The organism is Ruegeria sp. G12 (assembly GCF_056533565.1).
Genome location: NZ_JBQFOO010000003.1, coordinates 302796 through 322886 on the forward strand (window position 1 = coordinate 302796; position 20091 = coordinate 322886).

A 20091-nucleotide genomic window follows, 5' to 3' on the forward strand; every position below is an offset into this window, starting at 1 on the left:
TCAAGGTGCAGGTGGGGCATATAAGTGTTTGGCGAGGTCTGCATAGCGAGACCCATTTTCGGTCCAGCCAAGGATTGCCGCGCGAATGGCGGCGGCGCGCTCGGTGCCGATAACTGGGGATGCGAATTGCATGTATTTTGCCACGATCTCGTCTTTGGTCAGCGGATCTTCCGATCCGCCTCGGGCGGGAATATCACCTGATGTCAGAACGCGCCCATCGGTTGTCTTGATCTCGACATCTGCCCAGCGGCCCTGCGGGAACCGCGCGTTGTGGCGTTCGCTTTCAGCGACGCTGATCTTTGTCATCAAGTCCGCAACGGCAGGGTCCGAAAGGCCCTTGCCCGAGATATGCTCGACACCAATCCGCCCATGCACCGCTTGAACGGCAACGGCGAAGGGCAGAGAATACTGCGCCTGAGACGTGGTTTCCGGCAGACCCGCAAACAGGCAGGCGGCTTGCCGGAAGCTGTTGATATGGATCGCACCGATCTGCGCCGCAGTCAGATCGTGATCACGCATCACAGCCCGAACACCGTCGATTGCCGCATGGGCCCAGCGGCAAATCGGATAGGGTTTGATGTACTGATCCTCGACCTGCCAGACCTGGCCTAGATCGGCCCAATACGGCGCGGCCTCTTCCGCCTCGATGGTGACGGCGGGTGCGCCGGTAAAGCCCTGTTCGGCCAGAATGGCGGCGGACATCCCGGCCAGAGCCCCCCAGCCGGACCCGTCATGCAGCATGGTGGGGTTGGCAATCTCGCGCATCATCTGGCTGCGGGGGCCGTGATATTCGGCGATGCCCATTGCCTGCCGCATCTGATCGGGCGTTTGCCCGCGCAACCGCGCCGCCATGGCCACCACGCCCAGCGCGTTCCAGGCACCGGATGTGTGATAGTCACTGACGCTGGCATGCAGCGACAGCCCAGCGCGCCCGGCGATCTCGTATCCGGTGACCACGGCCGCCAAAGCCTCGAAGCCGGTCAGATCGGGGCACTGCTCGGCCAGCGCGGCAAGGGCGGGCAGAACCACGACACCGATATGGCCTTTGACCGGATTGTACCCGTCATGCCCATCCAGATTGTCCGTTTGCGTGGCGGCGGCAAAAGCCGCGCCCGCCATGCTGACCGCGCGCCCGTCAAACAACATACGCGCGGTGAACGCTGGATCAGAACTGCCGTAAAGCAGCGCCGCCGTGTTGCGCGCGATCACCCCGGCCTGCATCGGGCCCGAGGCAATCAGGATACCCATCGTGTCCAGCATCAACAGCGCGGCGGCCTCGCGCACGCTTTCGGGTATGTCCTCCACCGCCCGATTGAGCGTAAACTCGGCAACGCGGGCGAAGGTGTCGGTCACTTAGCGGCCTCCATCACCGGCTGGACATCGCGCAGGCGCAGGCCCTTGGGATCGAACGGAGGCTCAGACAGTAGTCTGGCCATGTGCGGCTTGCCGAGGAGGAAAATCTCGACCGTGTCACCGGGGCCAGCCTCGTTCGGGTCGGCATATCCGATGGCCAGCGATTTTCCGACCGAATAGCCGAATGCGCCCGAGGTCACACGCCCGACAGGTTTACCATCCGGTGTGAAGATGGGCTCGCCCCCGGCGGCATCGGCATCCATCGCGTCAACCTCGAAGATCGACAGAACCTCGCGCGCGGGGTTGTCCTTGATGGACAGATAAGCGTCTTTGTGCAGGAAATCCTTGTCCAGCTTGATCAGGCCGGACAGACCAACCTCTTGCGGCCAGTATTCCTGCGAATACTCCCTACCCCACGAGCCATAGCCTTTTTCGATGCGCAGCGAACCCAGAGCACGGCCCCCGACCGGGCCACCACCCAGCGCATCGGCAGCGTCCAAAAGCGCGGAATAGAGCCTGATCTGGTCAGCTTCGGCGCAATGCAATTCCCACCCAAGATCGCCGGTGAAACTGACGCGGATGGCCAGACAGGTGACCCCGGCGACGTCGATGGTTTGCGAGCGCATGAAGCGGAACGCCTCGTTCGACAGGTCGGAATTGGTCAGCCTTTGCAACAGATCGCGGGACTTGGGACCGGCAACGTTGAAGCCTGCGATGCGGTCGGTTGCGACCTCGAACGAGGTGCCTTCGGGCAGGTCGACCATGTTGAAGAACCGTTGATGATAGCGCTCGGCCATGCCCGAGCCGATCATCATGAATTCGTCCTCGGCGGTCTTGGTGATGGTGAAATCACCCGCGACACCGCCGCGCACCGAGATCATCGGGGTCAAACAAGATCGCCCGACTTCGGTCGGCACATGGTTGGCGACAAGGCGATCCAGCCAGTCCCGCGCGCCGGGCCCCTTGATCACGTAGTTGGCGAAGTTCGAGATATCGATGACGCCGACAGTGCCGCGCAGCATGCGCACTTCACGACCCACTGGTTCCCACCAGTTCTGGCGGGTGAAGCCGTTGGTGTCGGTCACGCCGGGCTGATCGGCAAACCAAAGGGGGTGTTCCCAGCCGCAGTTCAGGCCAAAGACGCAGCCCATCTGCTTCTGCATCTCATAGGCCGGGCGCAGACGGGCGGGACGACCGGCGCTGCGTTCTTCGTTCGGGAAATGGATGGCGAAACGGTGGGTGTACTGATCCTCGACCCGCGCCTTGGTAAAGGCCTTGTCGGCCCAGTCACCGAACCGAGCCAGATCCCAGGCGAACATGTCATATTGTGGCTCGCCCTCAATCATCCATTGCGCCGCCAGAAGGCCGAGACCGCCGGATTGCGAAAACCCGGGGATGATCCCGGTGCAACAGAAATAGTTCTGCAACTCGGGCACCGGCCCCCACAGCGCGTTTGCATCCGGCGACCAGATCATCGGACCGTTGATCACCCGCTTCACTCCGGCGGTGGCGGCCACCGGCACGCGTTCGGTGGCGCGGATGACGTTTTCCATGATCCGGTCCAGATCGTCCGGGAACAGATCATGGGCAAAATCCAGTGGGGTGCCGTTTTCGGCCCAGAACCGCATGTCTTTTTCGTAAGCGCCGATCAGCAACCCGTTGCCTTCCTGCCGGAAGTAATACTCACCATCCCGATCAGCGATTGAGGGCAATCGGCGACCGATCGCGGCGACCTCCTCAATCGAATCCGTGACGAAATACTGGTGCTCGGTTGGTTGCAGGGGCAGTTCAAGGCCCGCCAGCGCCGCAACTTCGCGCCCCCACAGGCCCCCGGCATTCACCACCCATTGCGTGTGAATATCGCCCTTCTCCGTGCGCACGATCCAGCTGCCGTCGGGCTGCGGATCAGTGCCTATTACGGGGCAAAACCGCTCAATCGTTGCCCCCATCGCCCGCGCCCCGGCGGCATAGGCATGGGTCACGCCCGAAGGGTCCACATTGCCGCCATCGGGTTCGAACATGATACAGCGGATGTCGTCGAACTGCGCCAGCGGGTGCAGTTCCATGGCCTGTTCACGGCTGATTTCGTAGAAGTTCAAGCCATAAAACCGCGCCTTGGCCTCCTGCAGGCGCAGTTGCTGTTCGCGCTCTTCGGTCTGCGCCAGATACAGCGAGCCGGGCTGGAACACGCCGCAGCCCTGCCCGGTTTCCTGCTCGAGCTCTTTGTACAGGTTCATCGTATAGTGCTGGATGCGGGTGACGTTGTTGTTGTCGTGCAGCCCGTGGATACCGGCGGCGGCGTGCCAGGTAGAGCCGCTGGTCAACTCATCCCGCTCCAGCAGGACCACATCGGTCCAGCCAAGCTTGGCCAGATGGTACAGGATCGAGCAGCCGACCAGCCCCCCTCCGATCACAACGGCCTGAGCGTGGGTTTTCATGGGTTTGCTCTCCTCATGCGCAACATTGCCCTGTGGCAAAGTCAGCCACAGGCGTGCGGCGGCTTATGCTCTGTTCCCGACGTGAAATGTCGGTAAAGGCGCCTTGGGCAGCGGAAACAAGCGCAGCGTCGGCGGATCATCGCCTTTCACGACCCTGCGCACGCCGCGGTGAGCAGTTGTGAGTTGAAATGACCTGCGCTGATTCTTTCATTGACCTTAAGGCACGGAAAACCGTGTGGAACAGGTCGAAACGCGACGGGACAGGCTGGTTCAAAAAGCGGTGAAAATCGCCGGGATCAGTGGAAATCTTGAAAAAGTTCCTAAAATGTTCTATATTTGTTCCGCAAGGATGTCCAAGGCGGAACGGAGGTATCTGAGCCATGACCAACGCTGCCCGTCAAAGCTGGTATGACGCACCCAGCAACGATTATCATATGCTGCCTGTCACCGACCGGCAGATGCGCTATGCCCGCGCCATCGCGCAGCAATCGGCACTGGAGATTCCGGTTGAGGCGCAGCGCGACCGCCGCGCGCTGTCGAACTGGATTTCGGCGCACAAGCCCAGCGCCACCTCGCAATTCGACAATTACCCGACGGGCAAGCAGGTGGCCTTTGCCGAGCGGATTTCGCGCAGCAAGCGCCGCCCGGTCCCGTCCGAGTGCTTTCGCGACAAGCAGATGATGTCGCGCTGGATCGACCAGAATAAGTAAGGCGCTACTTGCCGTGGTTGCGCGCATAAAGCGCGACGGCGGCCGCCACGAACATGCCCAGCAGGATGTAGCCCGTCACCGCCTCGGATACCGCAAGCGCCCGGCACAGCCCGGTCGGGGCCATGTCGCCATAGCCCACGGTGGTAAAGGTGACGTAAGAAAAATACAAGATATCCGCCGGGCCACGCGCGCCGACGACGCAATTGTCGTTGTACCCGAAGGCTCCGTAGACGGCGGCGAACAGGAAGGGCACGACCTGAATGAAGGACACGCCCATCAGGAACAGCAGCCTGCGCGGGGATTTCACCTGAGTCATGTAGAACCAGGATTGCGACACGATCCACAGCACCAGCCCTACGGATGCGATGGTGCCGATTGTGTCGCCTGCGGCGGCCTCGCTCAGGCGCGACAGACCGAACCACGCCAGAAAACTGGCCACGATCATCCCGACCGCCGCCAGCAGCGTCGATTTCCATTCTTCCAAGGTTACCGGTTCGCGGGACATTCCTGCTCCATCTTGCTGACCTGCCCAGAATATTCCGGTTTCCGGAGCGGGCCCGCAAGCTGAATTCAGTCTGACCCCAGATGCTCCGAGCCGCGCGCACGGGCCAGCAGGATTTGCTTTTGCCGCTCGCGAAAGCGCATCTTGTCGGCCTCGGAGGTCTCGTTGACGCATTGGTGGCATGCCACGCCATGCTCGTATTCCGGGCGTTTCACATCCTCGGGCAAGATCGGGCGGCGGCAGCCGTGGCACAGCTTGTGCGGCCCCTCGACCAGCCCGTGTCCGACCGAAACCCGGTTGTCGAACACGAAACAGTCGCCCTGCCAGGTGCTGTCCTCGGCGGGCATTTCTTCAAGGTAGCGCAGAATGCCGCCTTTGAGGTGATAGACATCCTCGACCCCCTGCCCCAGCAGGTAGTTGGTGGATTTCTCGCAACGGATGCCGCCGGTGCAAAACATGGCAACGCGCTTGTTGTGGAAGCGGTCCTTGTTCTGTTCCCACCAAACTGGAAAATCGCGGAAGCTGGCTGTTTCAGGATCTATTGCGCCTTCAAACGTGCCAATCGCCACTTCGTAGTCGTTGCGGGTGTCGATCACCACCACATCGTCCTGACGGATCAAATCGTTCCAGTCCTGCGGTTCGACATAGTGACCGACGCTGGCGCGCGGATCGACGTCAGGCTGCCCCATGGTGACGATCTCTTTTTTCAGGCGAACCTTCATCTTGCCGAAGGGCGGGTGATCGGCGGTGGCCTCTTTCCACTCCAACCCGGCGCAGCCCGGCAGGGCGCGAATATGGGCCAGCACCGCGTCGATCCCCGCACGCGGGCCCGCGATGGTGCCGTTGATCCCTTCCTGCGCCAGCAGAAGTGTGCCCTTGACGCTCTGCGCGTGGCACAGGTTCAGCAGCGGGTCGCGCAACGCAGCGGGGTCCGGGAAGCGGGTAAAGTGATACAGGGCAGCGATGGTGTACATCCGCGCGGTCTAAACCCACCGGGCCAGAGTCGCAAGGCACCGCATTGACGCCCGGCCCGCAGCCCCCTACCGATACACCTGTGCAAGGAGGCCACCATGACCCACGCCCTGATCGTAATCGATGTCCAGAACGATTTCTGTCCCGGCGGTGCGCTGGCCGTGGCCGGAGGGGATGAGGTTGTCGCCCCGATCAACGCCATGATGGATGACTTCGACGCCGTGATCCTGACGCAGGACTGGCACCCGGCAGGCCATTCCTCTTTCGCCAGTTCACATGACGACAAAAACCCGTTCGAGATGACCGAGATGCCTTATGGCCCGCAGGTCCTGTGGCCCGATCACTGCGTGCAAGGCACGGAAGGGGCCGATTTTCATCCCGATCTGCGCACCCATGCCGATCTGGTCATCCGAAAGGGCTTTCGCCCGGGCATCGACAGCTATTCGGCGTTTTTTGAGAACGACCAGACAACGCCAACCGGGCTCAAAGGCTATCTGGATTCGCGCGGGATTACGGAATTGACCTTGGTCGGGCTCGCCACGGATTTCTGCGTGCATTTCTCAGCCGTTGATGCCGCAAAGCTTGGCTTCGACGTCACCGTCAGGATGGACGCCTGCCGGGCTATCGACATGGACGGCTCGCTCGAGGCCGCTAAACAGGCCATGCAAAAGGCCGGGGTGACACTGGCTTAGGGCGACGCCCCCGCTGCCGCCAGGTACTTCAGCAGCGCAAACAGCATAACAGCAATCCCGAGGGCGAACCCGATGCGCCCCGACAGAGGGCGGCGTTTTGGTTTTGCCTCGGCACGTTGCGGCGGAACCCGGCGGGGCGCAGGGCGGATGACCCCAGTTGCGGGGCGCGCACGCCTGACATGGTCCAGAAACTGCGACAGGTCGAAATCGCCGCAATACTCGCCTTGCAGGCCCTGGTGTCTGATGTTGTCAAAAAGATCGTATAGAACCCCAATCCGGTCCGTCAGATCCTCGGCCGGGTAAATGTCCGCTGCAATTCCGCTGCGCCGCGACTCCAGGCTGAACCCGGCATCCAGAAACATGGCCCGGATTTTCGGCGACGTTCCCCGCAACGCGTCCGCCGTCCGGATGTCGCGAAACACCGCGCGCACCGGGCGCTCCGTATCGGGTTGATCCCCCGCCTTTGCAGGATCGTTCTGGTCCTGTGCAACCTTTACAATGTCAAAATCGTACTCGAGACCCATTCACAAACTCAGTTCCGTCTTTCCATCCCCCACCTCACTAACCTGTGAAAACAACACACAATATGCCCGCTTTGTGACTGGACATTGGCATTGTCACCAAATCAGCGACTCTTGCCATTCACCGTGCCGATTGATCTAACAACGGAAATCGCAGGAGTTCCCCATGGTCGATATCGCGACCCGTGTCTACAATCACAAATGGAAGATCGACCCGATTGTCCGGTCTTTGATCGACACGGACTTCTACAAACTGCTGATGTGCCAGTCAGTGTTTCGAAACAAGCCCCAAACCGATGTGGTGTTCTCGTTGATCAACCGCTCGAATCACGTGCCATTGGCCCGTTTGATCGACGAAGGAGAGCTACGGGAACAACTGGATCACATCCGCTCGCTCAGCCTCAGCCGGGGCGAAAGCACCTGGCTGCGGGGCAATATGTTCTACGGCAAACGGCAGATGTTCCGGTCGGATTTCATGGAATGGTTCGAGGATCTGCGCCTGCCAGCCTATCATCTGGAACGCAAAGGCGATCAGTATGAACTGACGTTCGAGGGCAAATGGCACGAGGTCATGCTGTGGGAAATCCCGGCTTTGGCGGTGTTGATGGAACTGCGCTCGCGCGCGGTGTTGAACGACATGCGGCGGTTCGAGTTGCAGGTGCTTTATGCCCGCGCGATGACGCGGGTTTGGGAAAAGATCGAAACGCTGGGGCGCATCGACGGGCTTGGCATCGCCGATTTCGGCACGCGGCGGCGGCATTCGTTTCTGTGGCAAGACTGGTGCGTGCAGGCGATGATCGAGGGGCTGGGGCCCGCGTTCACCGGCACCTCGAACTGCCTGATCGCCATGCGGCGCGAAGTCGAGGCGATTGGCACCAACGCGCACGAACTGCCCATGGTCTATTCCGCGCTGGCCGATACCGATGAGGGGCTGGCGCAAGCGCCCTATGATGTTCTCAGCGACTGGCATGACGAACATGACGGCAACCTGCGCATCATTCTGCCCGATACTTACGGCACCAAGGGGTTTCTGGATCATGCCCCCGACTGGCTTGCGGGCTGGACCGGTATCCGTATCGACAGCGGCGACCCGGCGGCGGGGGCCGAGATTGCCATCGATTGGTGGAAATCGCGTGGCGAGGACCCGGCGCAGAAACGGATCATCTTCTCGGATGGGCTGGATGTTGAGAAAATCCGGGAATTGCACAGCCAGTTTGCGGGCCGTGCCAATATCTCGTTCGGGTGGGGCACCTTGCTGACCAACGATTTCCGGGGGCTTGTCCCGGATGATGCGCTGGCCCCGTTTTCGCTGGTGTGCAAAGCTGTTTCCGCCAATGGACGCCCGACCGTCAAACTGTCCGACAACCCGGAAAAGGCGATGGGTCCAGCAGACCAGATCAGCCGCTACAAACGGGTGTTCGGCGTGGGTGCCCAGGAACCGATCGAGGTCATCGTCTAAGCGGTGGATCAGCCGTGATAGGCGGCAACCGTTTTGAGCTGGGAGAAGCCATATAAGGCCTCAAACCCCTTTTCGCGGCCATGCCCCGATTTGCCCACGCCGCCAAAAGGCAGTTCCACGCCACCCCCGGCCCCGTAATTGTTGATGAATACCTGCCCCGACCGCAGTTGTTTCGCCAGCCGCATCTGCCGCGCGCCATCGCAGGTCCAAATGCTGGCGACAAGGCCGTACTCGGTGCTGTTGGCTATGGTTAGAGCCTGTTCTTCGGTCTCAAACGGGATCAAGACTTGCACCGGGCCAAAGATCTCCTGCTGCGCCAGAATGTGATCCGGAGGCACGTCTGCGAACAAGGTAGGTAGAACGTAAGCGCCGGTTTCGGGCGTGTAGCCCACGATCTGTCCCTGCGCCGCAAGGGTCAAGTCAGCCCCTTGCGCCAGATACCCAGCGACGATCTCTTTCTGCCGGTTGGAAATCAGCGGCCCAACGCGCAGGTCAGCGGTGGCAGGCCCTACTGTCAGTTCGGAATAAGACTCAGCCATACGCATTTTGACCAAATCGTAGATACCGCGCTGAACCAGAATGCGAGACGAAGCGGAACAGGTTTGACCCGCATTCTGAATGCCCGCATTCACCAGAAACGGCAACGCCGCATTCAAATCGGCATCGTCAAAAACCAACTGAGGCGACTTGCCGCCCAGTTCCAGCGTCACCGGCACCACATTGCGCCCCGCCGCCTGTTGCACCAGCGCCCCGGTCGCGACTGAGCCGGTGAAGGAGATATGGTCGACACCCGGATGCCCCGACAGCGCCGCGCCCGCCTCGGCCCCCAGACCGGGCACCACATTCAGCGCTCCTTCGGGCAGCCCGGCCTCCATCGCCAGATGGGCGAAGGCGAGCGCGGTCAGACAGGCCTCTTCCGCCGGTTTCAGAACGCAGGCATTGCCCATCGCCAGCGCTGCGCCGACCGAGCGACCGATGATCTGCATCGGGTAATTCCATGGCACGATATGCCCCGTCACCCCGTGTGGCTCACGTAGGGTGTAGACGGTGTAGCCCTCCAGATAGGGGATCGTCTGCCCCATCACCTTGTCCGCCGCACCGCCGTAGAATTCGCAATAACGGGCCAAGGCCACCGCATCCGCCCGCGCCTGTGTTAACGGCTTGCCCACATCCAACGCCTCAATCAGGGCGAGGTCGTCCAGCCGCTCCAGCACAAGCTGCCCGAGACGGGTCAGGATGCGCCCCCGTTCAAGCGCAGTCATACGCCCCCATGTCCCGTCCCGTGCCGAATGCGCTGCCGCAACCGCTGCGTCCACATCCGGCGCACCACCTCGGGCGATCCGGCACAGCTCAGTTCCGTCTGACGGGTTGATCAACGGCAAGGTTGCACCGGACGCGGGAGGCACCCACGCACCGCCGATCAGGCAGAGGCCGGGATCGAACCAAAGCGGGTCAGTCATGTGGTTCTCCTTTCAAAACAGGCTCTAAACAGGTGCTTTCATCGTTCACGCGGCTCCCAGAGTGTCAGGCAATACAGGCGCGGCGTCGATCAGGGATCGGGTGTAGGGATGCTGCGGGTCTGCGAAAACCTGCGCGGTCTCCCCCTGTTCGACGATCTGCCCGGCCTGCATCACCAGAACGCGGTCGGTGATCGTGCGGACAACGCTCAGGTCATGGCTGATGAACAGATAGGTCAGATCATAAGCCGCGCAGAGCTCGGCCAGCAAATCCAGAATCTGCGCCCGGACCGAGACATCAAGGGCCGAGACCGCCTCATCAAACAGGATCAGCTCGGGCTTGATGATCAAAGCCCGCGCGATGGCGATGCGTTGCCGCTGCCCGCCCGAGAACTCGTGGATGTATTTCCCCGCGTCATCGGGGCTGAGGCCCACGGCGGTCAGCATTTCACCCACGCGATCCGCTTTCTCGGACCCGGTCGGCGGGTTTTCCAGCAGATGAAACGGCTCGGTGATCAGGCGCGAGACCTTGTGGCGCGGGTTGAAGCTGCCGAACGGGTCCTGAAACACCACCTGCATCTTGCGGCGCACTTCAAGGTTGGGTTTATGACCAGTGAAAACCGGCTGTCCGTTCAGCAGAATCTGGCCCTGCTGCACTTCCTCAAGCCCCAAGATCGCTCGTGTTAGGGTCGATTTCCCGCATCCGGATTCACCCACCAGCCCCAGACGCTCGCCTTTGTTGAGCTTGAAGCTGACCTGATCGACGGCGCGGTGATGGCCGTGCGGGCCGAACAGACCCTGACGCGACAGGCGGTAGTCGCGCACCACATTTTTCACTTCAAGCAGAGGCACCGGCGGTGGCGTGGTGGGCAGCGCAACCTGATGGTCTGAGGCCTCGAACAGCATGCGGGTATAGGGGTGCTGCATATGGCGCAGCAGGTGATCCGTTGCGCCGGTTTCCACCACCTCGCCCCGGCGCATCACCACGATCCAGTCCGCCATATCGGCCACCACCGCCAGATCGTGTGTGATCATCAACAGGCCCATCCCATATTCCGACACCAGCCCTTTGAGCAGGTCCAGAATCCGCGCCTGCGTGGTGACATCCAGCGCCGTTGTCGGCTCATCCGCGATCAGCAGGCGGGGGCGCAGGGCGATGGCCATAGCGATAACCACGCGCTGCCGCTGACCGCCAGACAGTTCATGCGGATAGCGGGACAGGGGGAACCGGTCCGGCGGCAAACCGACACGGGTCAGCACCTCTGCCGCGCGGGTGCGGGCCTGTGCAGGTGGCATGGCTTTGTGGATCAGGATCGTCTCGGTCACCTGATCGCCGATGGTTTTGACCGGGTTCAGCGCGGTCATGGGCTCTTGAAACACCATACCGATGGAAGCGCCGCGTAGGTCGCACATGGCACCCTCGGGCGTGGTCAGCAGGTCCTTCCCGTCCAGCCGGATCGCGCCTGTCGCCTCAGCCCCATTCGGCAGCAATTGCATCACCGCCAGGGCGGTCATGGATTTGCCCGAGCCGCTTTCGCCCGTTACGGCCACGATCTGACCGGGCGCAATGGACAGGCTGACCTGTTTCAGGATCGGGGTGCCGTGGATCGACAACGACAGGTCTTTGACCTCAAGCAAACTCATGCGCGCGCCACCCGGATTCTTGGATCCAGCCAGTCGCGCAGGCCGTCGCCCAGCAGGTTCAGTCCCAGCACCGTGACGATGATCGCCAACCCCGGGATCAGAGCCAAATGCGGGGCAAAACTGACCATTGTCTGCGCGTCCGCCAGCATGCGGCCCCAGCTTGGCGTGGGCGGTTGTGCGCCCAGACCGACATAGGACAAGCCCGCCTCGGCCAGTATCCCCAATGAAAACTGGATGGTGCCCTGCACGATCAGCAGGTTGGCGACATTGGGCAGGATATGTTCGACCGATATCCGCGCGGCCCCTTTGCCTGCGACGCGGGCGGCGAGGATGAACTCGCGCTCCCACAGCGACAGCGCCGCGCCGCGGGTGATGCGGGCGAAGACAGGGATGTTGAAGATACCGATGGCGATGATGGCATTGATCGCCCCGGCCCCAAAAACGGCGGTGATCAGGATCGCGATGACCAGCGAGGGGAAGGCAAAGACCAGATCGTTGCCGCGCATGATGACCTCATCCAGCCACGAGCCCTTGCGCGCCGCCGCCGTCAGGCCCAGCGGCACGCCCAGCGCCATGCCGATGCCCACCGCCACCAGCGCCACGGCGATCGAGGTGCGCGCGCCCACCATGATCATCGAGAACATGTCGCGCCCAAAATGATCCGTTCCGAACCAGTTCTGCGCGTTTGGCGTCTGCAGCTTGGACGCAATATCCAGCGCCGCGTGATCAGCGGGGGTCCAGACAAAGGACACAAGGGCGGCCAGCAGAACCAGCGAGGACAGGAACCCGCCAAGGATCAGGTTCCGGCTCATGTGCGGCTCCTGAGGCGGGGATCAACGGCGGCATAGGCCAGATCGACCAGGAAATTCACTGTGATGACGGCAAAGACCAGTAGCATCACCACCGATTCCACCACGATCAGATCGCGGGCGGAAATAGCCTGAAACACCAGCCGGCCCAGACCGGGCAGGTAGAACACCTTTTCAATGATGATTGAGCCTGCCAGCAGGAAGGAAAACTGCAGCCCGATGATGGTCAGCACCGGGATCAGCGCATTGCGCACCCCGTGCCGCCACAGCGCCTGACGGCGGGTCAGACCCTTGGCGCGGGCGGTGCGCATGAAATCCTCGCCCAGAATATCCAGCAGGGACGATCGCATGACCCGCGCCAGAATCGCCGCTTGCGGCAAGGCCAGCGCTATGGCGGGCAGGGTTAGCGAATGCAGCCCGGTCCAAATGCCCTTGTCCCAGCCTGCGAACCCTCCGGCGTTGAACCAGCGCAGATTGATGGCGAAGATCAGAACCAGCATCATGGCAAACCAGAAATTGGGGACCGCGATGCCCAACTGCGTCGCTCCCATCACCGCTTGATCCCCCGCCTTGCCCCGGCGCGCGGCGGCGTAGATACCGGCTGGAAAAGCGATCAGGGTGGACAGGGTCAGCGCGAAAAGCGCCAGCGGCAGCGACACCCACAGCCGGTCCGCGATCATCTGCGACACCGGCGTGCGATAGGTGTAAGAGGTGCCGAAATCACCGGCCAGCATGCCGCCGACCCAGTCGAAATACCGCTGCACTTTGGGCACATCCAACCCAAGCTCGGCCCGCAGCGCGGCCAGCGTGTCAGCTTGCGCGTTCACACCCAGCATGAACGAGGCCGGATCGCCCGGCGCAATCTCGATCACGGCAAAGATCACCACCGAGGCGACCGCCAGGCTGAGGATCAATGAGATCAGGCGTTTGAGGGCGTAACGTAGCATCCCCGCCACGTTAGGGTCGCAGGCGGGGCGGGTCCAGCACCTAAGGCACCAGAAGATAGGCGAAAACCGCGTAGCCCACGATGGCCGCGTAGCCCAGCGGGTAGAACCACTTGATCGCGTAGTTGTCCAGCGTGCTGGCCAACCTCTCTCGCCCCGAAACCTTGAGCCTGCGCAGGGCTACGTTGAACACGATCAGCGCCCCGGTCATCAGGAACATCCATTGAAGGATGAAATCGAGGAAGGTCAGATAGCCCAGCTTGGGCAAATCCTCGGAAATCGCCCAGTTGAAGGCCACAAAGACCAGCAGGTTGGCCCCGGCAATCTCGATCCGCTTGCGGTATTCATCCAGAAAGAACAGCGCCCAGCCGACCGTGATCAGGACCAGCATCGGCAGGAACACCCGGATGACGTAGTAGGTCTGATGCCGATTGCCCTGAAACGCCAGCGCGACCTGATCGCTGTCCCGCCCCGACAGCCCTTTGACCATCGATGTCTCAAGCTGGGCGTTGCCGAGGATCCATTCTTCCTCACCCAACAGATTGCCAAGGCCCGAGTGATCTTCGAGCGGGTAGTAGGTTACGTAATCCGAGGGGAAAATCGAGACGACCTCAAAATAGAAATCCTGCGTGTCGAACGGGTATTTGCGGAAATTGAAATACGGGGCCTGCAGGGTGAGAGAGGATTTTTCGAGATAGACCACGCTCCCGTCAGATCGCAGCGAGGCTGCGGATTGGTGAATCCACTTGTTCGACTGCTGGTTCTGAATGACGAAGGCGGGCAGGACCGTCCCGATCTGCGCGGCATGATCGGCAAGGTCTTGTGGGTTGAAGACCCGGATGTCGCGGCCCAGCTCTTCAGCGTCGAAGGCCAGGGCGGGATCGGTCCATTCGACCCGCAGCACCACCACAGCCCCGTAGTTTTCGGCTTTTTGATCGACGCTGGTGATCTGGTCGATGCGGATGCCGATCCCGACCTCAAGCGGGTTTTCCGGCGTCCCGGTCAGAGCATCCAGTCGGGTCCCGAGCGCGTTCTGCGCGTCCGCCCGATCAGCCGATAGGGCTGTCAGACAGGCCGCAAAAACAATCAGACAAATGGCACGCAGAAAGAACATGGGCAATCCGGGTCAGGCAGGCTGGGGCCGGGGCCGCGCAAACGGCCCCGCAAGGGTCATTCGGACCAGCTGATCGCGGTCAGATCAACGGCGGCCGTTGGCGCGTTTTTCCACAGGCCCTGCACACCGGCCTTGGCAACGCCCAGCTTGGCCAGTTGGAACAGATAGCCGTTCACATAGTCGCTGGCGATCAGGCGCTGGGCCTCTCCCAATATCTTGGCGCGCTCATCCGGGTCGGTGGTGATGTTCAGCGTGTCCATTAGCGCCTGAAAATCGGTGCTGTCATACTGAAAGTAATATTCCGGGCGGGCGTAGATGCCGATATCCATCGGCTCGGTATGGCTGACGATGGTCAGGCCAAAATCCTTGCCCTTGAACACCGATTCCAGCCATTGCGCCCATTCCACATTGATGATCTCGGCGGTGATCCCGACCTCGGCCAATTGCGCGGCAATGATCTCACCCCCCCGGCGGGCATAGACGGGCGGCGGCAGGTGCAGCGTGGTCTCGAACCCGTTTTCAAAGCCCGCCTCGGCCAGCAGAGCTTTGGCTTTTTCCGGGTCATAGGCCGAGCCCGCCGTCAGATCGACATAGGCCGGGTTATGTGGCGCGAAATGGGTGCCGATGGGGGTGCCATAGCCGAACATCGCGCCGTCAATGATCGCCTGACGGTCGATGGCGTGGGCCAGCGCCTGACGGACGCGGATGTCGTCAAAGGGGGCCTGCTTGTTGTTGGTGGACAGGATCGTTTCCCCCTCGGTCGAGCCGACAAGCACCTGAAAGCGCGGATCAGCCTCGAACTGGGGCAGATTTTCCGGCGCGGGGAAGTTGTCGAACACGTCTACATCCTCGGCCATCATGGCGGCAAAGGCGGCCGTCGGGTCCGAGATGAACTTGAACGTCGCCGTCTCTAACGCGGGTTGTTCACCCCAGTAATTGGGGTTGCGGTTCAGCGTGATGCTGTCGCCCTGCACCCATTCGCCGAAGGTAAATGCTCCGGTGCCAACCGGATTGGTCTTGATGTCGTCGATGCTCTCGGGCCCGACGATCACCGCATCCCCCCAGGCCATGTTGAACAGGAAGTTGCCATTGGGCTCGGACAGGGTGACTTTGACGGTTAGCGGATCAATGACCTCGACGCTTTCGATCCCGGCAAACAGGGCCTTCTGTGCGTTTACGCTGTCTTCGGCGCGGGCGCGGTCGAGGCTGAATTTGACATCCTCGGCATCCATCGCATTGCCGTCGTGAAAGGTCACACCGTTATGCAGCTTGAAGGTATAGACCTTGCCGTCATCCGAAATCTCCCAGCTTTCCGCCAGCCCCGGCACGACCGAGCCATCGCCCATGAACCGGGTCAGACCTTCGAAGACATTGGTGTAAACCACCGAATCAATGGCCTGCGCGGCGGCGCTGGTCGGGTCCAGATGCGGCGGCTCAAGCTGCATCGCGATGGTGATATCCGACCGGGCCAGCGCCTGACTGGCCATCACACTGACCCCCAGCGCCAGGGCCGAGGCAAAGGACCGAAACATCTGCTTTGTCATAAAAATCTCTCCCCGCTGAACGTGTCGCGCCTGCTTCGGGCGCAGGCTTTTCAGCCCTCAATGTCGCCATAAACCCTAGGTCAATCAAGGAAATGTTCGCGCAACCGGGGTTTCTATCACCCTGCCCGATCTGCTATGCCGCGCTGCAAAATGAATGTCGCAGGAGCGAGCATGAGCGCCACCGCCCGCAAAAAAGCCCCGAATGCCGAGGATATTCGCGCCCGAAAAGGCAGCGATCCGCTGGTCTCGCTGACCGCTTACACAACCCCGATGGCGCGGCTGATGGATGCCCATTGCGACTTTGTTCTGGTCGGCGACAGCGTCGGCATGGTGCTGCACGGACTGGAATCGACCCTTGGCGTGACGATGGAGATGATGATCCTGCACGGCCAAGCCGTCGCGCGCGGGCTGGAAAGCGCCATGATGGTCATCGACATGCCCTTTGCCAGCTATGAACACGACCCGGCGCAGGCCTTCCGCAACGCCGCGCGGCTGATGTCAGAAACCAGCGCGGGCGCGGTGAAACTGGAAGGCGGGGTTGAAATGGCCGAGACCATCCGCTTTCTGGTCAAACGCGGCATCCCGGTGATGGCGCATATCGGCCTGACGCCGCAATCAATCAACACTTTGGGCGGCTACAAGGTACAGGGCCGCGACGAACAGGCCGAAGCGGTGCTGGCTGATGCCCGCGCCGTGGCCGAGGCAGGCGCGTTTTCGGTCGTGTTAGAGAAGGTTCCGCAAGGCCTGGCCAACCGGATCACGGCCGAGGTTGCGATCCCCACCATCGGCATCGGAGCCTCGGCCGGGTGCGACGGGCAAATCCTGGTGGTGGATGACATGCTGGGCTTTTTCACCGCTTTCAAACCGAAATTCGTCAAACGCTATGCCGATCTTGGGCCGCAGGCCGAGGCCGCCATCGCCGAATATGCCGCCGAGGTCCGCGCGCGCAGCTTCCCGACCGACGACCATGTCTTTGCCGATCAGGCCCCGGCCAAGGGGCCCCGGACATGACAGCCCCCATCCTGCGCCAGTTGGCAGAGCTGCGGGCGCTGACCTCGGAATGGCGCAACAGGGGCGAGGTCATCGGCGTGGTTCCCACAATGGGTGCACTGCATCAGGGCCACCTGTCGCTGGTCGAGGCGGCCCGTCGTGATTGCGACCGCGTCATTGTCACGATTTTCGTGAACCCCAAACAGTTCAACAATCCAGAAGACCTTGCCGAATACCCCCGCACCGAAAACGAGGACGCAGAGAAACTGGCCCCCTTTGGCGTGGACGCAATCTATGTACCGGACCCTGACCAGATTTACCCCGAAGGGTTCTCGACCACCGTCACGGTCTCGGGCCTGACCGATGTGATGGAGGGCCCTTTCCGCCCTGGGCATTTCGAGGGCGTCGCCACTGTGGTCGCCAAACTGTTCCTGCAAACGCAGGCGGATCGGGCCTATTTTGGGGAAAAGGACTATCAGCAACTGATGGTCGTCCGCCGGATGGCCCGCGATCTGGACATTCCGATCGAGGTGATTGGCTGCCCGACGGTGCGGGAACCTTCGGGGCTGGCAATGTCCTCGCGCAATTTGTTGCTATCGCCCGAAGGGCTGAAGATTGCCGCGAAGAAAAGTGAAATCATGCGGGGGGTCGCGGACCGCCTGGCTGCGGGCGACGCTTTTGCGCCGCTGGCGCAGCAGGCAAAGACAGACCTGATCTCCGCCGGGTTCACCGAGGTCGAATATATCGACCTGCGCTGCGCCGAGACGCTGGCGGCGCTGACCCATGCCACCTGCCCGGCCCGCCTGTTCATCACCGCCTGGGCCGACGGCGTTCGGCTGATCGACAATATCGCGGTTCCTGCGGCCTGATTTCCGCTCTGGCACCGGCGCGGTTGTTTGCGCTAAAGTCCCGCGAAACGACGCGGGCGGAGGAGCGCAGGCATGACCTATATTCTGGCAATCGATCAGGGCACAACGTCCTCACGCGCGATATTATTCGACGCGCAGATGCGGCCTGCGGGCACCGCTCAGCACGAGTTTCCGCAGCATTTCCCACAGGAAGGCTGGGTCGAACATGACCCAGAGGACATCTGGACCAGTGTCCTGACCGTCTGCCGAGAGGTGATGGAAACGACCGGTGTGTCTGCCAAGCAAATCGCCGGGATTGGCATCACCAACCAGCGTGAGACCACGGTGATCTGGGACAAGGCCACCGGCACACCCATTCACAATGCCATCGTCTGGCAAGACCGCCGCACTGCCGAGATTTGCGCCGGTCTGCGTCAGGCCGGGCACGAGGATGATGTCACTGCCCGGACCGGCCTGTTGCTGGACCCGTATTTCTCGGGTACCAAAGTCAAATGGCTGCTGGACACAGTCCCGGGTGCCCGCGACCGCGCTGAGGCCGGAGAGCTTTTGTTCGGAACCATCGACAGCTTTCTGATCTGGCGGCTGACCGAGGGCCGCAGCCACGTGACGGACGCCACCAACGCCGCCCGCACCCTGCTTTTCGACATCCACAAAGGCGCGTGGAGCGCCGAGATCTGCGATCTGCTGGATGTTCCTTTGAACATGCTGCCCGAGGTAAAGGATTGCGCGGCTGACTTCGGACATACGACGCTGTTTGGGGGAAATATTCCGATTCTGGGCGTCGCGGGCGATCAGCAGGCGGCCACTATCGGACAGGCCTGTTTCCAGCCCGGCATGATGAAATCCACCTACGGGACGGGATGTTTCGCGCTGCTCAACACGGGCGATAAACCGGTTGAATCCAAGAACCGCTTGCTGACCACCATCGCCTATCAGTTGGACGGCCAGCGCACCTATGCGCTGGAAGGCTCGATCTTTGTCGCCGGGGCGGCGGTGCAATGGCTGCGTGATGCGTTGAAAATCATTGATGCGGCCCCCGAAAGCGGTGATCTGGCGCAGCAGGCCGATCCGACCCAGCATGTGGTGCTGGTGCCTGCCTTTACCGGGCTTGGCGCGCCGTATTGGAAGCCTGACTGCCGCGGCGCGGTGTTTGGCCTGACCCGCAATTCGGGCCGGGCCGAGTTTGCCAAGGCGACGCTGGAAAGCATCGCCTTCCAGACCCGCGACCTGTGGCATGCAATGCAGGGCGACTGGGGCGCGGAAACCGGTGTCACGCTGCGGGTGGATGGCGGGGCCAGCGCCTCGGACTGGGCCATGCAGGGCCTGTCGGATTACCTGGGGGCCGAGGTCGACCGCCCGGTGATGCAGGAGACCACCGCCCTGGGCGCGGCCTGGCTGGCTGGGATGCGCGCAGGCGTCTACCCGGATCAGCAGGGGTTTTCGGACACATGGGCGCTGGATCGCCGTTTCAAACCAGAGATGTCGGCTGAGGACCGCGACGCCGCCTATGCCCGCTGGCAGCGGGCGGTTCAGGCGGCGATGGCGTTCTAGCTGTGATCCTTCATCAACCGTTGCTTCTGGCGTGACCAGTCGCGCTTGGCCTGCGTTTCCCGCTTGTCGTGCAGCTTTTTGCCTTTGGCGATGCCGATCTTCAGCTTCGCCCGGCCCTTGTGGTTGAAATACAGAACCAGCGGCACCAGCGTCATGCCCTTGCGCTGGGTCGCGTTCCAAAGGTTGGACAGTTCCTTGCGTGAGACCAGCAGCTTGCGGCGGCGACGTTCCTCGTGCCTGAAGACCTTGGCCTGCTCGTAGGGCGCGATGTAGCTGTTTATCAGCCACAGCTCTCCCTCATCGACCGAGGCATAGCTTTCGGCGATGTTCGAGCCGCCCGCGCGCAGGGATTTAACCTCAGACCCCTCCAACACGATGCCGCATTCGAGATCGTCCTCGATCGCGTAATCGAAGCGCGCCCGCCGGTTTTCGGCGATCACTTTGTAATTCGGGTCTGTTTTCTGCTTCTGCTTGGCCATGACGCGTTGATTTAGGCGCGTTGCGCCGCCCTTGCAAGCGCTT

18 protein-coding genes are annotated in these 20091 nt (G+C 61.8%); 6 read left to right on the forward strand and 12 right to left on the reverse strand.

All coding sequences use genetic code 11. The features are described 5' to 3' along the window. Nucleotides 1-1353, reverse strand: coding sequence for an MmgE/PrpD family protein (locus tag ACR0JN_RS09260; protein WP_480885272.1), 1353 nt, complete (start codon nt 1351-1353; stop codon nt 1-3). Then, nucleotides 1350-3791, reverse strand: coding sequence for a GcvT family protein (locus ACR0JN_RS09265; protein ID WP_480885273.1), 2442 nt, complete (start codon nt 3789-3791; stop codon nt 1350-1352). The genes ACR0JN_RS09260 and ACR0JN_RS09265 overlap by 4 nt, the downstream gene beginning before the upstream one ends. A gap of 380 nt (nt 3792-4171) precedes the next feature. On the opposite strand from ACR0JN_RS09265, the gene ACR0JN_RS09270 reads away from it, so the two are divergent. Next, complete coding sequence (locus tag ACR0JN_RS09270) at nt 4172-4501, forward strand: hypothetical protein (protein ID WP_480815651.1); 330 nt, start codon at nt 4172-4174, stop codon at nt 4499-4501. Between the two features lie 4 nt (nt 4502-4505). Here the strand turns inward: ACR0JN_RS09270 and ACR0JN_RS09275 are convergent, their stop codons facing one another. Both ACR0JN_RS09275 and trhO read right to left on the reverse strand, forming a co-directional pair. Then, nucleotides 4506-5006, reverse strand: coding sequence for a potassium channel family protein (locus ACR0JN_RS09275; protein ID WP_480885274.1), 501 nt, complete (start codon nt 5004-5006; stop codon nt 4506-4508). Nucleotides 5007-5071: 65 nt separating this feature from the next. Beyond that, nucleotides 5072-5977 (reverse strand): oxygen-dependent tRNA uridine(34) hydroxylase TrhO, encoded by a 906-nt coding sequence (gene trhO / locus ACR0JN_RS09280; RefSeq protein WP_480885275.1) that lies wholly within the window; start codon nt 5975-5977, stop codon nt 5072-5074. Nucleotides 5978-6073: 96 nt separating this feature from the next. On the opposite strand from trhO, the gene pncA reads away from it, so the two are divergent. Next, nucleotides 6074-6667, forward strand: coding sequence for a bifunctional nicotinamidase/pyrazinamidase (gene pncA, locus ACR0JN_RS09285; protein WP_480885276.1), 594 nt, complete (start codon nt 6074-6076; stop codon nt 6665-6667). Here pncA and ACR0JN_RS09290 read toward each other — a convergent pair. Beyond that, nucleotides 6664-7191, reverse strand: coding sequence for a hypothetical protein (locus ACR0JN_RS09290; protein WP_480885277.1), 528 nt, complete (start codon nt 7189-7191; stop codon nt 6664-6666). The genes pncA and ACR0JN_RS09290 overlap by 4 nt on opposite strands. A gap of 163 nt (nt 7192-7354) precedes the next feature. On the opposite strand from ACR0JN_RS09290, the gene pncB reads away from it, so the two are divergent. Beyond that, on the forward strand, nt 7355-8647 hold the full coding sequence (gene pncB, locus ACR0JN_RS09295) for a nicotinate phosphoribosyltransferase (protein WP_480885278.1): 1293 nt from the start codon (nt 7355-7357) through the stop codon (nt 8645-8647). Between the two features lie 8 nt (nt 8648-8655). On the opposite strand, the gene ACR0JN_RS09300 is transcribed toward pncB, so the two are convergent. Genes ACR0JN_RS09300 through ACR0JN_RS09325 form a run of 6 tightly spaced genes read right to left on the reverse strand, consistent with a single transcriptional unit; the run spans nt 8656 to nt 16159 of the window. After that, nucleotides 8656-10107 (reverse strand): aldehyde dehydrogenase family protein, encoded by a 1452-nt coding sequence (locus tag ACR0JN_RS09300; RefSeq protein WP_480885279.1) that lies wholly within the window; start codon nt 10105-10107, stop codon nt 8656-8658. Between the two features lie 45 nt (nt 10108-10152). Then, on the reverse strand, nt 10153-11748 hold the full coding sequence (locus tag ACR0JN_RS09305; RefSeq protein ID WP_480885280.1) for an ABC transporter ATP-binding protein: 1596 nt from the start codon (nt 11746-11748) through the stop codon (nt 10153-10155). Continuing rightward, nucleotides 11745-12560, reverse strand: a complete 816-nt coding sequence (locus ACR0JN_RS09310; RefSeq protein WP_480885281.1) for an ABC transporter permease — start codon at nt 12558-12560, stop codon at nt 11745-11747. The genes ACR0JN_RS09305 and ACR0JN_RS09310 overlap by 4 nt, the downstream gene beginning before the upstream one ends. Continuing rightward, nucleotides 12557-13504: an ABC transporter permease gene (locus ACR0JN_RS09315; protein ID WP_480885282.1), complete on the reverse strand. Its 948-nt coding sequence runs from the start codon at nt 13502-13504 to the stop codon at nt 12557-12559. The genes ACR0JN_RS09310 and ACR0JN_RS09315 overlap by 4 nt, the downstream gene beginning before the upstream one ends. Before the next feature lie 40 nt (nt 13505-13544). Then, the gene (locus ACR0JN_RS09320) at nt 13545-14615 is read right to left on the reverse strand and encodes a ligand-gated ion channel (RefSeq protein WP_480815641.1); all 1071 of its coding nucleotides are present in this window, start codon (nt 14613-14615) and stop codon (nt 13545-13547) included. A gap of 56 nt (nt 14616-14671) precedes the next feature. Further along, complete coding sequence (locus ACR0JN_RS09325; RefSeq protein ID WP_480885283.1) at nt 14672-16159, reverse strand: ABC transporter substrate-binding protein; 1488 nt, start codon at nt 16157-16159, stop codon at nt 14672-14674. A 171-nt stretch (nt 16160-16330) separates the two neighbouring features. Between ACR0JN_RS09325 and panB the strand changes: the two genes are divergently transcribed. From panB to glpK, 3 genes are all read left to right on the forward strand, one after another. After that, nucleotides 16331-17170: a 3-methyl-2-oxobutanoate hydroxymethyltransferase gene (panB, locus tag ACR0JN_RS09330; RefSeq protein WP_480885284.1), complete on the forward strand. Its 840-nt coding sequence runs from the start codon at nt 16331-16333 to the stop codon at nt 17168-17170. Continuing rightward, nucleotides 17167-18018 (forward strand): pantoate--beta-alanine ligase, encoded by an 852-nt coding sequence (gene panC / locus ACR0JN_RS09335; RefSeq protein ID WP_480885285.1) that lies wholly within the window; start codon nt 17167-17169, stop codon nt 18016-18018. The genes panB and panC overlap by 4 nt, the downstream gene beginning before the upstream one ends. Nucleotides 18019-18090: 72 nt before the next feature. Continuing rightward, entirely contained in the window at nt 18091-19569 is a 1479-nt protein-coding gene (glpK, locus tag ACR0JN_RS09340; protein WP_480885286.1) for a glycerol kinase GlpK, read from the forward strand. Here glpK and smpB read toward each other — a convergent pair. Beyond that, nucleotides 19566-20048, reverse strand: coding sequence for an SsrA-binding protein SmpB (gene smpB / locus ACR0JN_RS09345; RefSeq protein WP_480885287.1), 483 nt, complete (start codon nt 20046-20048; stop codon nt 19566-19568). The genes glpK and smpB overlap by 4 nt on opposite strands. Between the last annotated feature and the right edge of the window lie 43 nt (nt 20049-20091).

Bases quoted from the DNA above. Each gene is read 5' to 3' on its own strand.
- ACR0JN_RS09325 (WP_480885283.1), bottom strand. From the start codon at position 16,159: ATGACAAAGCAGATGTTTCGGTCCTTTGCCTCGGCCCTGGCGCTGGGG.
- trhO (WP_480885275.1), bottom strand. From the start codon at position 5,977: ATGTACACCATCGCTGCCCTGTATCACTTTACCCGCTTCCCGGACCCC.
- panC (WP_480885285.1), top strand. From the start codon at position 17,167: ATGACAGCCCCCATCCTGCGCCAGTTGGCAGAGCTGCGGGCGCTGACC.
- pncB (WP_480885278.1), top strand. From the start codon at position 7,355: ATGGTCGATATCGCGACCCGTGTCTACAATCACAAATGGAAGATCGAC.
- ACR0JN_RS09275 (WP_480885274.1), bottom strand. From the start codon at position 5,006: ATGTCCCGCGAACCGGTAACCTTGGAAGAATGGAAATCGACGCTGCTG.
- ACR0JN_RS09305 (WP_480885280.1), bottom strand. From the start codon at position 11,748: ATGAGTTTGCTTGAGGTCAAAGACCTGTCGTTGTCGATCCACGGCACC.
- ACR0JN_RS09310 (WP_480885281.1), bottom strand. From the start codon at position 12,560: ATGAGCCGGAACCTGATCCTTGGCGGGTTCCTGTCCTCGCTGGTTCTG.
- ACR0JN_RS09290 (WP_480885277.1), bottom strand. From the start codon at position 7,191: ATGGGTCTCGAGTACGATTTTGACATTGTAAAGGTTGCACAGGACCAG.
- glpK (WP_480885286.1), top strand. From the start codon at position 18,091: ATGACCTATATTCTGGCAATCGATCAGGGCACAACGTCCTCACGCGCG.
- ACR0JN_RS09270 (WP_480815651.1), top strand. From the start codon at position 4,172: ATGACCAACGCTGCCCGTCAAAGCTGGTATGACGCACCCAGCAACGAT.
- ACR0JN_RS09320 (WP_480815641.1), bottom strand. From the start codon at position 14,615: ATGTTCTTTCTGCGTGCCATTTGTCTGATTGTTTTTGCGGCCTGTCTG.
- pncA (WP_480885276.1), top strand. From the start codon at position 6,074: ATGACCCACGCCCTGATCGTAATCGATGTCCAGAACGATTTCTGTCCC.
- smpB (WP_480885287.1), bottom strand. From the start codon at position 20,048: ATGGCCAAGCAGAAGCAGAAAACAGACCCGAATTACAAAGTGATCGCC.
- ACR0JN_RS09265 (WP_480885273.1), bottom strand. From the start codon at position 3,791: ATGAAAACCCACGCTCAGGCCGTTGTGATCGGAGGGGGGCTGGTCGGC.
- ACR0JN_RS09315 (WP_480885282.1), bottom strand. From the start codon at position 13,504: ATGCTACGTTACGCCCTCAAACGCCTGATCTCATTGATCCTCAGCCTG.
- panB (WP_480885284.1), top strand. From the start codon at position 16,331: ATGAGCGCCACCGCCCGCAAAAAAGCCCCGAATGCCGAGGATATTCGC.
- ACR0JN_RS09300 (WP_480885279.1), bottom strand. From the start codon at position 10,107: ATGACTGACCCGCTTTGGTTCGATCCCGGCCTCTGCCTGATCGGCGGT.